Below are 14,180 nucleotides of genomic sequence, written 5' to 3' on the forward strand. Positions count from 1 at the left end.
ATCGCTGAAGACACCACCGCTGTACGGGTGTCGGCCACCTCGATCGGGAGCGCGAGTGCTGGTACTGCTCATCCTCCACCTCGTGGCGGCCCTCGTCGCGCCGCTTCTCGTCCGGTGGTGGGGTCCGCGCGCGTGCTATCCGCTGGCGCTCGCGCCGGCCGCCGCGTTCGGCTGGGCGCTGGCCCGTACCCCGGCCGTCGCGCACGGCGGCGCGGTCGTCGAGACGTACCCGTGGATCGGGCAGTTGGGCCTCGACATCGCGCTGCGCGTCACCACGCTGTCGTGGCTCATGACCCTGCTGGTCGGCGGCGTCGGCGCGCTCGTGCTGGTCTACAGCGCCCGGTACTTCGACGCCGGCTCCCCCGGGATGGCCCAGGTCGCCGCCGTCCTGGTGGCCTTCGCCGGCGCGATGCTCGTCCTGGTGTTCGCCGACGATCTGCTGCTGCTCTACGTCGGCTGGGAGTTGACCACGATCTTCTCGTACCTGCTGATCGGGCACAGCACCGAACGCCGGGCCAGCCGCTGGGCGGCGGCGCAGGCGCTGACCGTCACCACGCTGGGCGGGCTCGCCATGCTGGTCGGGTTCATCCTGCTGGGCGAGCACGCCGGGAGTTACCGCTGGTCCGAGATCGCCGCCCACCCGCTGCCCGGAGGTGGCTACCTCGTCACGGCGGTGCTGCTGATCCTGGCCGGGGCGCTGTCCAAGTCGGCGGTGCTCCCGTTCAGCTCCTGGCTGCCGGTCGCGATGGCGGCGCCCACCCCGGTCAGCGCGTACCTGCACGCGGCGGCCATGGTCAAGGCCGGCGTCTACCTGGTCGGGCTGCTCGCGCCGGTGCTCGCCACGGTGGGTCCGTGGCGACCGCTGGTCCTCATCGCCGGGGTGGCGACCATGCTCGTCGCCGGTTGGGCGGCGCTGCGACAGAACGACCTCAAGCTGCTGCTCGCGTACGGAACGGTCAGCCAGTTGGGCCTGCTGGTCGCGGTGACCGGCTCGGGCACACCGGACGCCGCGCTGGCCGGCACGGCGATGCTGCTGGCGCACGCCCTGTTCAAGGCGGCGCTGTTCCTGGTCGTCGGCGTCATCGACCACGGCGCCGGGACCCGTGACCTGCGCGAGTTGTCCGGACTGCGCCGCTGGTCCCGCCCGTTGTTCGGGGTCGCGGTGCTGGCGGCGGCGTCGATGGCGGGCGTACCGCCGCTCGTCGGGTTCGTCGCCAAGGAGGCGGTGTTCGCGGCGTTCACCAGCGATCCGGTGGTCCTCGCCGGGCTGGTCGCCGGAACGGTGCTCACCGTCGCGTACAGCGCCCGCTTCCTCTGGGGCGCGTTCGCCGACCGGCCGGGCGTCGAACCGGTACCACCCGGGCCGGTCGCCGCGTCGATGCTGCTCCCACCGGCGGTGCTCGCCGTCGTCGGGCTGCTCGCCGGTCCCGCCGCCGGCGTGCTGGACGGTCTGCTCAGTCCGTACGCCGAGCTGCTGGGGACCCTCGACGCGCACCTGACGCTCTGGCCCGGACCCACCGCGGCGCTCGGTCTGTCCGTGTTGGCGCTTGCCGGCGGCATCCTGCTCTTCGCGCTGCGCGGGCCGCTCGCCCCCGCGCTGGCCCGGCTCCGGTCGCCGGTCGGCGGCAATCAGGGGTACGAGTGGGTCGTGGGCCGGTTCGACCGGTTCGCCATCGGGGTCACCGGCGCGACCCAGCGCGGCTCGCTACCGCAGTACCTCGGCATCATTCTCGTCACCCTCGTGCTGCTGCCCGGTGGGGCGATGCTCGCCGCCGCCCCCTGGCGGGCCCGGCTCCCGCTCTGGGACAACCCGCTGCAACCGGTGGTCGTGGTGGTCATCGCGGTGGCCGCGCTGCTCGCGGTCGGCGCTCGTCGGCGGTTGACCGCGATGCTGCTGGTCGGCGTCACCGGCTACGGCACGGCCATGCTGTTCATCCTGCACGGCGCACCTGATCTGGCGCTCACCCAGTTCCTGGTGGAGACCGCGACCATCGCGGTCTTCGTGCTGGTGCTGCGCCGCCTGCCGCAGCGGTTCTCGGCCCGACCGCTGCGCCGCAGCAGATGGACGCGTCGGGCGATCGGCGTGGCGATGGGCGTGGTGGCGGGCGGGCTCGCGCTCGTCGCGGCCGGCGCCCGCCGCGCGCCGGACATCTCCACCGTCTTCCCGGCCCTCGCGGTGGGCGAGGGGTACGGCCGCAACGTGGTCAACGTGACCCTCGTCGACATCCGGGCCTGGGACACCATGGGCGAGGTGTCGGTGCTGGTGGTGGCCGCGACCGGGGTGGCCAGCCTGATCTTCGAGCGGTCCCGTACCGGGCCGAGGCCGCGCCGGCCGGAGTCCGCCGAAGGGGCCGCCCCGCCGCACCGGCCCGTCTGGTTACGGGGTGGCCCGACCCTCTACGACGAGCAGCGCTCGCTCGTCCTTGAGGTGGTCACCCGACTGATCTTCCACACGGTGGTGCTGTTCTCGCTGTTCCTGCTCTTCTCCGGGCACAACGCGCCGGGCGGCGGATTCTCGGGCGGCCTGGTGGCCGGGCTCGCGCTGGTCGTCCGCTACCTGGCCGGCGGCAGGTACGAGCTGACCGACGCCGCCCCGGTGGGCGCTGGCCTGATCCTCGGCGCGGGGCTGGCCCTGGCGGTGGGTACGGGCGCGGTGGCGCTGCTGGCCGGCGGATCGGTGCTGCAGAGCGCGAAGCTCGACGTGTCCCTACCGCTGGTCGGCGACGTCCACCTGGTCACGTCGCTCTTCTTCGACATCGGCGTGTACCTGATCGTGATCGGGTTGCTGCTGGACATCCTGCGCAGTCTCGGCGCGGAGGTGGACCGGCACATCGAGGCCACCGGTACGGAGAGCGGCGGCCTGGCCATCGACAAGGGCGGACGGCCGTGAGCGCGAGGAGTGAGCCGGGTTTGCGAGCCCCGCAGTCGCGAACAGGGGCGCGGCCGTGACGGCGGGTGGCGCCGGGCCGACGCTGGTGCTGGTGCTCGCCGTCGCGGCGCTTGTCGGGTGCGGGGTGGTCCTGCTGCTGGAGCGCAGCCTCACCCGGATCCTGCTCGGCGTCATCCTGCTCGGCAACGGCGTCAACCTGCTGATCCTGCTGGGTGGCCGGTCGGGTGGCGCTCCCGTCGTGGGCACCGGCCCGGTGGACCGGATGAGTGACCCGCTGGCGCAGGCGATGGTGCTGACCGCCATCGTGATCACGTTCGGGTTCACCGCGTTCCTGCTCGCCGTGGCGTACCGGAGCTGGTATCTCACCGGCGACGACGAGGTGCCCGACGACCTGGAGGACCGCCAGATCATCCGTCGCGCGGAGGACCACGGGGTGGGCGCGGTCGACCGTGGCGGGGAGGGTCCGAACGGCGATCCGGAGCAGGTCGACCCGGAGCCGGCCCGCCGCCGACTCCGACGTGGCCAGCCGGACGACGCGTCGTGAGTCGGCTCCTGCCCCTGCCGGTGGTGGTGCCGCTGCTCGGCGCGGCGCTGACCCTGTTGCTGGCCGACCGGCCCCGGGTGCAGCGTACGGTCAGCGTGCTCTGCCTGGCGGTGACGTTCACCGTTGCGCTGGTGCTTCTGGTGCAGGCGTACCGGCACGGGCCGGTGGTGCTCGCGGTCGGTGGGTGGCCGCCGCCGGTCGGCATCGTGCTGGTGGCCGACCAGTTGGCCGCGCTGATGCTGGTGGTGTCCTCGGCGGTGACCCTGTGCGTGCTGGTGTACTCGATCGGGCAGGGCCGCAGCGAGACCAGCGAGAGCGCGCCGGTGGTGATCTTCCACCCGACGTACCTGGTGCTCACCGCGGGCGTCACCAACGCGTTCCTGGCGGGTGACCTGTTCAACCTGTTCGTCGGCTTCGAGATCCTGTTGGCGGCCAGCTTCGTGCTGATCACGCTGGGCGGCACCGAGACGCGCATCCGCACCGGATCGACGTACGTGGTGGTCAGCGTCCTCTCCTCGATGATCTTCCTGACCGGGGTGGGACTGGTGTACGCGGCCACCGGCACGCTCAACCTGGCGCAGCTCGCCCAGCGTCTCGACGACCTGCCGGACAACGTCCGGGTGACCCTGCAACTGGTGCTGCTGCTCGCGTTCGCGATCAAGGCCGCGGTCTTTCCGCTGTCGGCCTGGCTGCCGGACAGTTATCCCACCGCTCCGGCCCCGGTGACCGCCGTGTTCGCGGGGCTGCTCACCAAGGTGGGCGTGTACGCGATCATCCGTACCGAGACGTTGCTCTTCCCGGGTGGCCAGGTCGACGACCTGCTCATGGTCGTCGCCGGGTTGACCATGGTGGTCGGCATCCTCGGCGCCGTGGCGCAGTCGGACATGAAGCGGCTCTTCTCGTTCACCCTGGTCAGCCACATCGGCTACATGATCTTCGGGGTGGCGTTGAGCACCGCGGCCGGGCTCGCCGGGGCGATCTTCTACGTGGTGCACCACATCACCATCCAGACGACCCTGTTCCTGGTCGCCGGGTTGGTCGAGGAGCGCGCCGGCAGCACCGACCTGCGTCGTCTCGGCGGACTGGCCCGGGTGGCGCCCCTGCTGGGCGTCCTCTTCTTCGTCCCGGCGATGAATCTCGCCGGGGTGCCCCCGTTCTCCGGGTTCCTCGGCAAGCTCGGGCTGCTCCAGGCCGGGGTGGCGGCCGGCGGCGCGCTGCCCGCGACGTTGGTGGCGGCCGGGACGCTCACCAGTCTGCTCACCCTGTACGTCGCCTCCCGGGTGTGGAACATCGCGTTCTGGCGGGCGCCCCGGATCGCCACCGACGAACCCGTCGTCCGGCTGCCCGCCCTGACGGTCGGCGCGACCGTCGCCCTGGTCGCCCTGGGGGTGTCGCTGACCGTGCTGGCCGGCCCCCTGTTCGACGTCACCGCCGACGCGGCCACCGACCTGCTCTCGCGTACGCCGTACGTGCGCGCTGTTCTGCCCGGCGGCGTGCCGTGACGGGCCGACGCGGCGCACCCCCGACGGACGCCGCCAGGGAAGGTCGGCTCGGGCGTTGGCGGGACCAGACGCTGGCGCTGAGCTGGCTGGTGCTCGTCTGGAACCTGCTCTGGGGCGAGATCAACCTGGCAAACATCATCGGTGGCCTGCTGGTGGGAGGCGCGGTCCTGCTGTTCTTCCCGCTGCCGGCGGTCACCTTCGGCGGGCGGCTGCACCCGGGGGCGCTGCTGGCGTTCGCCGGTCGGTTCGTCGTCGAACTGGTCAGCGCGAGCCTGCACATCGCCCGGATCGCCGTGCAACCCGGTTACCGGCCCCGTGGCGCGATCATCGCCGTCCGGTTGCGGGTGCGTACGGATCTGATCCTGGCGCTCACCGCCGAGGCGGTCTCGCTGGTGCCCGGCACGCTGGTCCTCAAGGTGGACCGTGAGCCGGGGGTGCTCTACCTGCACGTGCTGGACACCCACGGCCCGGCCGACCTGGCGCTCGCCCGGGACCGCACCCTCGACGTCGAACGACGCATCGTCCGGGCGGTGGGCAGCGCGGACGAACTGCGCCGCGTGGAGCCCGGTCCAGCCGAGAAGGGATTCGCCTAATGATCACGTTCCTGGCCGTCGTCCTCACCGTCCTGCTGTCGGTGACCGCGCTGCTCGTGCTGATCCGGCTCTACCGGGGGCCCTCGCTGTTGGACCGGGTGATCGCGGCGGACATGCTGCTCGCCACCATGGTCGGCGCGGTGGGCGCGGAGGCGGCGGTCAACCGGCACGCCACCACGCTGCCGGTGCTGGTGGTGCTGTCCCTGCTCGGCTTCGTGGGCTCGGTCTCGCTGGTCCGCTTCGCCGTCCGGGAGCGTTCCTGATGCCGGGCGTGCTCGCGACGATCGCCGACTGGCTCGGGGCCGTCTGCCTGGTCGCCGGCGCGCTGCTCGCGCTGTGCGCCGGCATCGGTGTGCTGCGCTTCCCGGACGCCCTGTCCCGGATGCACGCGGCCACCAAGCCCCAGGTGCTCGGCGTGCTCCTGCTGCTGCTCGGGATCGCGCTGCGGCTGCGGTCCCGGGCCGACCTCGGCATGATCCTGCTGGTCGGGGTCTTCCAGTTGGCCACCGCCCCGGTCGCCGCGCAGATGATCGGCCGGGCCGCCTACCGGTCCGGCCGACTCGACCGGGGCCTGCTCGACGCCGACGAGTTGGCCGGGACCGAGTCGACCGGTGGGCGCGGCGAAAGCCGGTCCCGGCCGGGCTGAACAGGACGATCGACTCCTTCGGCCCACCCCCAGCGGAGTCCCAGGCAACGCCGATAAAATGACGGCATGATCGACTCCTCTGCCCAGGAGGGCAGCAGTAGCCAGCCGGGTCGTGCCCGGCGTATCCCCGTCCCGACGGCCCCGGGAGCCCTGAGCGTCCCGTGTTGATCGTCGTCGGTCTTCTTCTCATCATCGTGCTCACCGCCGCCACCGGTTACTTCGTGGCGCAGGAGTTCGGCTACGTCGCCGTTGACCGGGGCAAGCTGCGCCAGCTCGCCGACGACGGCGACCAGGCCGCCGCCCGGGCCCTCGCCGTCACCAGCCGGCTCTCCTTCATGCTCTCCGGCGCGCAACTCGGCATCACCGTCACCGCGCTGCTGGTCGGTTACGTCGCCGAGCCGTACCTCGGTGGTGGCCTCGCCGACCTGCTCGGCGTCGCCGGCGTCAGCGAGTCCGTGAGCCTGCCGCTGTCGGTGGCGCTGGCCCTGGTCATCGCCACCGTCGTGCAGATGGTCCTCGGCGAGCTGGCGCCCAAGAACCTCGCCATCGCCCGGGCCGTACCGCTGGCCCGGGCGCTGAGCCGGTCCACGCTCTTCTACCTGGCCATCGCCGGTCCGGTGATCCGGCTCTTCGACCGGGCGTCGGTCCGGCTGCTGCGCCGGGTCGGTATCGAGCCGATCGAGGAGCTGCCCAGCGGGGCGACCCCCGCCGACCTGGAACAGATCATCGCCGAGTCACGTGAGGAGGGCAGCCTGGACGCTGAGATGTCCACGCTGCTCGACCGGGGGCTCGACTTTCGTGAGCTGACCGCCGGCGAGGCCATGGTTCCCCGGGTCGACGTGCACATCGTCCGGGGGCACGAGCCGGTGAGCCGGGTGGTCGAGCTGCTGGACACCGGCCACTCCCGCTTCCCGGTCCGTGGCGCGGAGGGTGTCGACGACCTGCTCGGCATCGTCGGCATCGCCGACGTGCTCGGCGTACCCCCCGCCGAACGGGCCACCACCCCGGTCAGCGCGGTGGCGGGCCCGCCGCTGCTCGTACCGGAGACCCTGCCCCTGCCCACGGTGCTGGACCGCCTGCGCTCCGGGCACCGGCAGATGGCCTGCGTGGTCGACGAGTACGGCGGTTTCGCTGGCGTGATCACCCTGGAGGACATCGCCGAGGAGCTGGTTGGTCCGATCCGGGACGAGGACGACCCGCCGGAGCGGGCGCCCGCCCGCCAGGACGACGGCTCCTGGGTGGTGCCGGCCCGCTGGCGGATCGACGAGGTCGCCGACAGCACCGGCATCGCGCTGCCCGAGGCCCCGGAGTACGACACGCTCTCCGGGCTGGTCATGCGGGAGCTGGGCCGGGTGCCGGAGGTCGGCGACCGGTTGGAGATCAGTCTGCTGCCCGAGGGCGTCGAGGCCGACGAGGGCGAGGCGGAGCCCCGGGCGCTGGTCGAGGTGCTGGCCGTGGACCGGCACGTCGCCGACTCGGTCCGGCTGCAACTCACCGACCGTGGCGAGCGGCGCGAGGTGTCCGCATGAGCCCCGGCATCGCGTTGATCAGCTCCGGCGTCCTGCTGGGGCTGAACGGGTTCTTCGTGGCCGCCGAGTTCGCCCTGGTGGCCAGCAAGCGGTACCGGCTGGAGCAGGCGGCGGCCACCGGTGGCCGGGCGGCGCGGGCCGCGCTCGACGGCGTCCGCGAGCTGTCGCTGATGCTGGCCGGTGCGCAGCTCGGCATCACCCTGTGCACCCTGGGGCTCGGCGCGCTGGCCGAGCCGGCGATCGAGCACCTGGTCAGCCCGCTGCTGCACGTGGTGGGGCTGCCCGACGCGGCCAGTCACGTCATCGCCCTGGTCTTCGCCCTCGGGTTGGTGACCTTCCTGCACCTGGTGGTGGGGGAGATGGCACCGAAGTCGTGGGCGATCACCGACGCCGAACGGTCGGCGACGCTACTCGCGCTGCCGTTCCGGGCGTTCGCCCGGGTGTCCCGGCCGGTGCTGTCCGCGTTGAACGCGCTGGCCAACGCGATCCTGCGGCTGGTCGGGGTCAACCAGCAGGACCAGCTGGCCCAGGTGCACGGTCCGGACGAGCTGCGGATCCTGCTGGAACAGTCCCGCGAGCACGGGCTGCTCGGCGCCGAGCAGCACCAACTGCTCACCAGCATGCTCGAGCTGCAGGGCACGTCGGTGGCGCAGGTGATGGAGCCGTTCGCCACCATGGTCACGGTCCGGCGCGACGACCCGGCCGAGCGGATCGAGCAGGTCAGCCGGGATAGCGGCCGGTCACGGCTGGCCGTGCTGGACGCGGGCGGCGACGTCTGCGGTCTGGTGCACGTCCGGGAGGCGGTACGGGCGGTCACCACCGGCCGGGCCGCCGTGGCCGGGGAGCTGATGACACCGGCGTTCACCCTGCCGGCGACGTCCTCGGTCACCGAGGCGGTGGCCGCGATGCGCGCCCGGCAGTCGCAGCTCGCGCTGGTCCGCAACGGCGGTGGCCCGGCCCGCCCGATCGGTTTCGTCGCCCTGGAGGACCTGTTGGAGGAGGTCATCGGCGAGTTCGACGACGAGACCGACACGGTGCCGCGCGGTCGGCGACTCCGCTAGGAGAATTCCCGCAAGTTCCGGGTGACCCCCCGCCGGGTCCGCGACAGTTGAGGTGACCTGGCGGGGGGGCGCGATGCGGTTGACGGGGGTGTCTCGGGAGTCCGGCTGGACCGGGCTGTCCGTACAGACCACGCTTGGAAACCCGAGCACCCGTCCGGGCCTGCGCCTGCCCGGGCGGGTGACTCTCGCCGCCGGGCCGGACGACGTGCTCGTACGCCATATCCGGCTCGGCCTGGTCACGACGGTCGAGCCGGACGACCCGGCGGCCCCGCGACGCCTCATGCAGTTCTTCCAGCTCCCGATCGCCGGGCGGTTCGTGGTCCCGGCGGGCCGCCGCCGGGCCGTCGACTTCGCGTTGCCGCTGCCGTGGGAGACCCCGGTGACCACCTTCGGTGGGGTGCCGCTGCTCAGTCTGCGGATGGGTCTGCGGACCGAGGTGTCCGTCGACCCGGACCTGGACCAGGGCGCCATGGTGCCGGTCTTCGTGCACCCGGTCCCCACCCAGCAGCACGTGCTGGCGGCGCTGGACACGCTGGGCTTCTCGATCCGCCAGGCCGGGCTGGTGGAGGGCGGCCTGCCCGGGGTGGAGCATGCTCTACCGCTGCACCAGCGCTGGGGCTACTGGGTGGGGCCGCTCTACGCCGGCCCGATCACCGAGCTGGAACTGATCTTCGTGACGAACTCGGCGGGCCTCGAGGTGATCACCTGGGTGGACCGCAAGCTGGCCCTGGCCGGGATTACCCACCAGAGCATCAGCCGGTTCCGGATCTGGCACGCCGACGCCGGGCAGCGGGACTGGGTCGCCACCGTGGACGGCTGGCTGCGCCACGCCATCAACCGCCACGCGGCGGCCGCCGCCCACGCCGACTGGTCCGCGCAGATCGGCCATTCCGCCCACGTCAGCCGCCACCCCGACGCCCCGATCAAACCCGGCTACGGCCTGGGCGGCACAGCCGGAGGAGCCGGGGTCGGCGGCGGCGGAGGAGGCGACGGCACCTGACCCCCCGCGCCGATCTTGCACTTACTGTCGCCGTAGAGCGGTGCGAAAGACGCAAAAAGACAGCACAAAGTGCAAGATCGCGGAGAGCGGTGGGGTTGGGTGGGGCGACGAGCGGTGGGGTCGGGGTCAGCCGGCGCTGGCGGTGGCTAGTTTGAGGCTGAAGGCTAGGAAGAGCGTTGCCACCGCCGTGGTGCCGCCCACCGCGAGACGACGGCGGCGGCGGAACTGGGCCGCCAGGAACGTCCCCGCGAAGATCAGCGCGGTCAGGTAGAGCGCGCTGCTGACCTGGGCGATCAGGCCGAGCAGCAGGAACGACAGCGCCGGCCACGCGTACCCGGGGTCGACGAACTGGATGAAGAACGAGATGAAGAAGAGGATCGCCTTCGGGTTCAGCAGGCTGATCACCAGCGCCTTGCGGAACGGGCTGCGCAGCTGCGCCGGCTCCGCGGCGTCGATCAGCCGCGGCGTGGTCGGGTCGTTGCGGTCGCGCCAGCGCCGCCAGGCGCCCCGCAGCATGGTCAGCCCGACATAACCGAGGTACGCCGCGCCAGCGTACTTGATCACCAGGAACAACGGTGGGTACGCCTTGAGCAGCGACGCCACCCCGGCGGCGGAGAGGATCATCAGCACCCCGTCGCCGACGAACACCCCGCCCGCGGCCCGGTAGCCGGCCCCCACGCCCCGCTTGGCGGCGGTGGAGAGCACGAAGAGCGAGTTCGGTCCGGGCAGCAGGATGATGGCCACGGTGCCCAGCACGTACGTCCAGATGTCGGTGATCCCCAGCACGCCCGCCATCATCACGCCACCGACGCCGTACGGCGAAGTCTTTTCCGCAGCGTGGCCTGTGCGTTCGGCCACTCGTCGACGGTCATCGCGTACTGCACCGTGTCCCGCCATGAGCCGTCCGGGCGCTGGCGGTGCATCCGCAGCACCCCCTCCCGGGTCGCGCCGAGCCGTTCGATGGCCGCCTGGGACCGAACGTTGCGGATGTCGGTGTGCCAGGCGACCCGTACCGCGCCCAGCTCGTCGAAGGCCCGGCCGAGCAGCAGCAGCTTGGCCTCGGTGTTGATCCCGGTACGCCACCACGGACGGCCGACGAAGGTGTGCCCGATCGCCACCGACCGCCGCTCCGGGTCGATCTCGTAGTACGAGGTGCTGCCGACCACCGTCCCGGTCGCCGCGCAGCGCTGCACCCAGGGCACCCGCTCGCCGCGCTGCTGGGCGGCCAGCGCGGCGGCGATCACCTCGGCGGTCCCGGCCGGCTCGGTGGGCCGTGGAACGGTCAGGTGCCGCCAGACGTCGTCGTCGGCGGTGGCGGCGTGCAGGTCGTCGGCGTGCGCCAGGTCCAGCGGTTCCAGCCGGACGTGCTCGCCGCTCAGCGGCGCCGGGTCGTGCCAGGGCGTACGGATCGTCCGCAGGTACGCCGGCAGCGGCGCGGCGACCCCGGCGGCGGGCTGCGGCAGCCCGGCGGTCAGCCGTAGCGGCAGGACGCCGGCCCAGTGCGGCAGGTGCAGGTCGGCCTCGTCCTCGCGGACGCCGCCGGTGCGCGACCGGACGGACACCTCGCGCAGCGGCAGCGCCAGCACGGCGGTCTCGGCCAGTTCGCGCCGGTTCGGCGGGCGACTGTCCGTGCTGCGGCCCGCGCCCACCTTCTCGACGAGCGCGGTGAGCATGGCGCTCTTCTCCGTGGCGTCGGTGACCAGTCGGGCGGTGCCGTGTGCGACCACCGAGCGGTAGTTGGCGCTGTGGTGGAACTGGGAGCGGGCGTACACCAGCCCGTCGAGCAGCGTGACCGCGACGCAGACGGCCAGACCGTCGCCCCGGGCGGCGAGCAGCGGGCGACTGCCGGTGGAGCCGTGCAGGTAGAGGGTGTCGCCGACGCGGACGTGCAGGGTGGGCAGTACGCGGGGCTCGCCGTCCACGGTGAAGCCGAGCGCGCAGTGGTACGCCTCGTCGAGGACGGCGTGTGCCGCCTCGCGGTCGTAGCTCATCCGCTCGCGGGAACGGGTGGCGGTGGTCCGGGCGGTGGGTGGGTACATGCGCGCCCCTTTGTTCTAGTACAATCTCCTGTTTGTGTCAGCACGCTATCAGTTCACCGGGACGACGGCCGCCACGATTTTGGCCAGCATCGAATCGGGCATCCGTACCGGCGCTCTGCCACCCGGCGCGGCCCTGCCGCCGGTGCGGGCCCTCGCCGCCGACCTCGCCGTCAGCCCGGCGACCGTCGCCCGCGCCTACCAGGAGCTGCGCCAGCGCGGCGTGCTCACCACCGCCGGCCGGCACGGCACCCGCGTCCGCCCACGGCCACCGGTGGCCGCCCGTCGCTCCGCGTTGCGCCCCGCGCCCCTGCCCGGCGCGCGTGACCTGTCCCGGGGCGAGCCCGACCCCCGGCTGCTGCCCCCGATCGGTCCGCACCTCGCCGCGCTCGCCGCCGACGCCGGCCCACCGATCGGCTACTCGCAGGCCGGAGTGCTCCCGGAGCTGGCCAAGTTCGCCCGCGCCCGGCTGCGCGCCGACGGCGTACCCGCCGACGACCTCACCCTCACCGGTGGCGCGCTGGACGGCATCGAACGCCTCCTCGGCGCCCACCTGCGCCCCGGCGACGCGGTCGCGGTGGAGGACCCCGGCTGGGCCAACCTGCTCGACCTGGTCGCCGCCCTCGGGCTGCGCCCGATCGGCGTGCCGGTGGACGACGAGGGGCCGCTCACGGCCGGGGTGGCGGCCGCGCTGACCGCTGGCGCGCGGGCGCTGGTGGTCACCAGCCGCGCCCAGAACCCGACCGGCGCGGCCGTCTCCGCCGCCCGCGCCGAGGAACTGCGCGCGCTGCTCGCCGGGCGACGGGACCTGCTGCTCATCGAGGACGACCACGCCGCCGAGCTGGCCCGCGTACCCCTGCACCCGCTTGCCGGCGCGACCGCGAGCTGGGCCTTCGTGCGGTCGGTGAGCAAACCCTTCGGCCCGGACCTGCGACTGGCGGTGCTGGCCGGCGACGAGACCACCGTGGCCCGGGTGACCGGCCGGACGCGGGTCGGCGCGGGCTGGGTGTCCACCGTGCTGCAACGGCTGGTGCTGGCCCTGTGGCGGGACCCGGCGGTCGACGACCTGGTGGGCCGTGCGGCGCAGAGCTACGAGCTGCGGCGCGCGGGTCTGGTGGCCGCGCTCGCCGAGCACGGCCTGACCGCCCACGGCCGCAGCGGCATCAACGTCTGGCTGCCGGTGCCGGACGAGACCAGCGTGGTCACCGCGCTACGTGACGCGGGCTGGGTGGTGGCGCCCGGCGCCCTCTACCGGATCGCCGCCCCGCCCGCCGTGCGCGTCACCGTCAGTTCCCTGGCCGTGGCGGACCTGACGCCCCTGGCCGCCGCGCTGGCCCGCGCCACCCGTCCCGATCCACCGTCCGGTTTCGCCACCTGACCCGTGGCGACCTCCGCGGGAGGTTTGCCGGGTCCGTGGCGGGTATGCGCGCCGGTGGAGGTGGCTGACATGGCTTCAGGCGGCAATCGAGGGCTCTGGATCGGGGTCGCGGTCGCGGTCATCGTGATCATCATCGTGCTGATCGCGCTCGCGTCGTGTGGTGGCGGTGGCGGTGGCGGCGGGTACTGACGGGGGACCGTCGGATCTCACCTAAGGCAGATCCGGCAGGGCCGGCCGAACAGGTATATAACAGTCGGCATGGCCGAGCAGACCGACGCCGCCCCCGGCGCCCAGCGGTTCATCCCTCCCGAGGCCGACACCATCGAGGGGTTGCGGGCGGCCTCGGGCGACTGTCGTGGCTGCGAGCTGTACCGGGACGCCACGCAGACCGTCTTCGGGCGGGGTGACGAGAGCGCCCGCGTGGTGCTCGTGGGCGAGCAGCCCGGCGACATGGAGGACCAGAAGGGCCTGCCCTTCGTCGGTCCCGCCGGTCGGCTGCTGCGCAGGGCCGTCGACGACGCCGGCCTCGACCCGGCCGTGCTGTACCTCACGAACGCTGTGAAGCATTTCCGTTTTGAGGTGCGCGGCAAGCGGCGCATCCACCAGACGCCGGACCGGATCCACATCGCCGCCTGCCGTCCCTGGCTGGTCGCCGAGTTCGCCCGGCTCGACCCGGCGATCGTGGTGGTGCTCGGTGCCACCGCCGGCAAGGCGCTGCTCGGCCCGTCCTTCCGGGTCACGAGGCAGCGCGGCGAACTGCTGCCCTGGCCCGCGGCGGCCCAGCGCCCCGAGGACTTCCAGCGGGTCCCGGTGGACAGCGCCGGCGCGCTGGCCGACGCTCCGCCGACCCGGCTGCTGGCGACCATCCACCCGTCCGCGGTGCTGCGCGCCGACGACCAGGACGCCGCGTACGAGGGGCTGGTCGCCGACCTCACCGTCGCCGCCCGCGCCCTCGCCGGATAGCCGCGCGGCGCCGTCGCGCCCGCTCGCGTCGGGCCGGG

General features: G+C 73.1%; 13 protein-coding genes. 11 read left to right on the forward strand and 2 right to left on the reverse strand.

What is annotated here, in order from left to right; genetic code table 11:
• Positions 1–55: 55 nt before the first annotated feature.
• From AB0I89_RS08840 to AB0I89_RS08880, 9 genes are all read left to right on the forward strand, one after another.
• A complete protein-coding gene (locus tag AB0I89_RS08840) occupies positions 56–2,890 on the forward strand; it encodes a Na+/H+ antiporter subunit A (protein ID WP_357122543.1) in 2,835 nt (944 codons plus the stop codon).
• Positions 2,891–2,945: 55 nt separating this feature from the next.
• Positions 2,946–3,434 (forward strand): Na(+)/H(+) antiporter subunit C, encoded by a 489-nt coding sequence (locus AB0I89_RS08845; RefSeq protein ID WP_357122546.1) that lies wholly within the window; start codon positions 2,946–2,948, stop codon positions 3,432–3,434.
• Positions 3,431–4,936, forward strand: a complete 1,506-nt coding sequence (locus AB0I89_RS08850; protein WP_357122549.1) for a Na+/H+ antiporter subunit D — start codon at positions 3,431–3,433, stop codon at positions 4,934–4,936. The genes AB0I89_RS08845 and AB0I89_RS08850 overlap by 4 nt, the downstream gene beginning before the upstream one ends.
• Positions 4,933–5,529, forward strand: coding sequence for a Na+/H+ antiporter subunit E (locus AB0I89_RS08855; protein WP_357122552.1), 597 nt, complete (start codon positions 4,933–4,935; stop codon positions 5,527–5,529). The genes AB0I89_RS08850 and AB0I89_RS08855 overlap by 4 nt, the downstream gene beginning before the upstream one ends.
• A complete protein-coding gene (locus tag AB0I89_RS08860) occupies positions 5,529–5,792 on the forward strand; it encodes a monovalent cation/H+ antiporter complex subunit F (protein WP_357122555.1) in 264 nt (87 codons plus the stop codon). The genes AB0I89_RS08855 and AB0I89_RS08860 overlap by 1 nt, the downstream gene beginning before the upstream one ends.
• A complete protein-coding gene (gene mnhG, locus AB0I89_RS08865) occupies positions 5,792–6,175 on the forward strand; it encodes a monovalent cation/H(+) antiporter subunit G (protein WP_357122558.1) in 384 nt (127 codons plus the stop codon). The genes AB0I89_RS08860 and mnhG overlap by 1 nt, the downstream gene beginning before the upstream one ends.
• A gap of 161 nt (positions 6,176–6,336) precedes the next feature.
• On the forward strand, positions 6,337–7,704 hold the full coding sequence (locus AB0I89_RS08870; protein ID WP_357122561.1) for a hemolysin family protein: 1,368 nt from the start codon (positions 6,337–6,339) through the stop codon (positions 7,702–7,704).
• On the forward strand, positions 7,701–8,765 hold the full coding sequence (locus AB0I89_RS08875) for a hemolysin family protein (RefSeq protein WP_357122564.1): 1,065 nt from the start codon (positions 7,701–7,703) through the stop codon (positions 8,763–8,765). The genes AB0I89_RS08870 and AB0I89_RS08875 overlap by 4 nt, the downstream gene beginning before the upstream one ends.
• A 73-nt stretch (positions 8,766–8,838) precedes the next feature.
• Complete coding sequence (locus AB0I89_RS08880; protein WP_357122567.1) at positions 8,839–9,765, forward strand: sporulation protein; 927 nt, start codon at positions 8,839–8,841, stop codon at positions 9,763–9,765.
• Between the two features lie 126 nt (positions 9,766–9,891).
• Here the strand turns inward: AB0I89_RS08880 and leuE are convergent, their stop codons facing one another.
• Positions 9,892–10,563, reverse strand: coding sequence for a leucine efflux protein LeuE (gene leuE / locus AB0I89_RS08885; RefSeq protein ID WP_357122570.1), 672 nt, complete (start codon positions 10,561–10,563; stop codon positions 9,892–9,894).
• Positions 10,563–11,804, reverse strand: a complete 1,242-nt coding sequence (locus tag AB0I89_RS08890; protein ID WP_357122573.1) for a bifunctional pyridoxamine 5'-phosphate oxidase family protein/GNAT family N-acetyltransferase — start codon at positions 11,802–11,804, stop codon at positions 10,563–10,565. Before AB0I89_RS08890 ends, leuE begins: the two co-directional genes overlap by 1 nt.
• 34 nt (positions 11,805–11,838) lie before the next feature.
• Between AB0I89_RS08890 and AB0I89_RS08895 the strand changes: the two genes are divergently transcribed.
• Together AB0I89_RS08895 and AB0I89_RS08900 are read left to right on the forward strand one after the other, a co-directional pair.
• The gene (locus AB0I89_RS08895) at positions 11,839–13,179 is read left to right on the forward strand and encodes an aminotransferase class I/II-fold pyridoxal phosphate-dependent enzyme (protein ID WP_357122576.1); all 1,341 of its coding nucleotides are present in this window, start codon (positions 11,839–11,841) and stop codon (positions 13,177–13,179) included.
• Between the two features lie 258 nt (positions 13,180–13,437).
• Entirely contained in the window at positions 13,438–14,142 is a 705-nt protein-coding gene (locus AB0I89_RS08900; protein ID WP_357122579.1) for a UdgX family uracil-DNA binding protein, read from the forward strand.
• The last annotated feature ends 38 nt before the right edge of the window (positions 14,143–14,180 follow it).

This window comes from Micromonospora sp. NPDC049801, from assembly GCF_040656575.1.
Taxonomy (GTDB): domain Bacteria; phylum Actinomycetota; class Actinomycetes; order Mycobacteriales; family Micromonosporaceae; genus Micromonospora.

Coding starts and splice junctions, on each gene's coding strand:
- AB0I89_RS08860 (WP_357122555.1), top strand. CDS start 5,529: ATGATCACGTTCCTGGCCGTCGTCCTCACCGTCCTGCTGTCGGTGACC.
- mnhG (WP_357122558.1), top strand. CDS start 5,792: ATGCCGGGCGTGCTCGCGACGATCGCCGACTGGCTCGGGGCCGTCTGC.
- AB0I89_RS08875 (WP_357122564.1), top strand. CDS start 7,701: ATGAGCCCCGGCATCGCGTTGATCAGCTCCGGCGTCCTGCTGGGGCTG.
- AB0I89_RS08880 (WP_357122567.1), top strand. CDS start 8,839: ATGCGGTTGACGGGGGTGTCTCGGGAGTCCGGCTGGACCGGGCTGTCC.
- leuE (WP_357122570.1), bottom strand. CDS start 10,563: ATGATGGCGGGCGTGCTGGGGATCACCGACATCTGGACGTACGTGCTG.
- AB0I89_RS08890 (WP_357122573.1), bottom strand. CDS start 11,804: ATGTACCCACCCACCGCCCGGACCACCGCCACCCGTTCCCGCGAGCGG.
- AB0I89_RS08900 (WP_357122579.1), top strand. CDS start 13,438: ATGGCCGAGCAGACCGACGCCGCCCCCGGCGCCCAGCGGTTCATCCCT.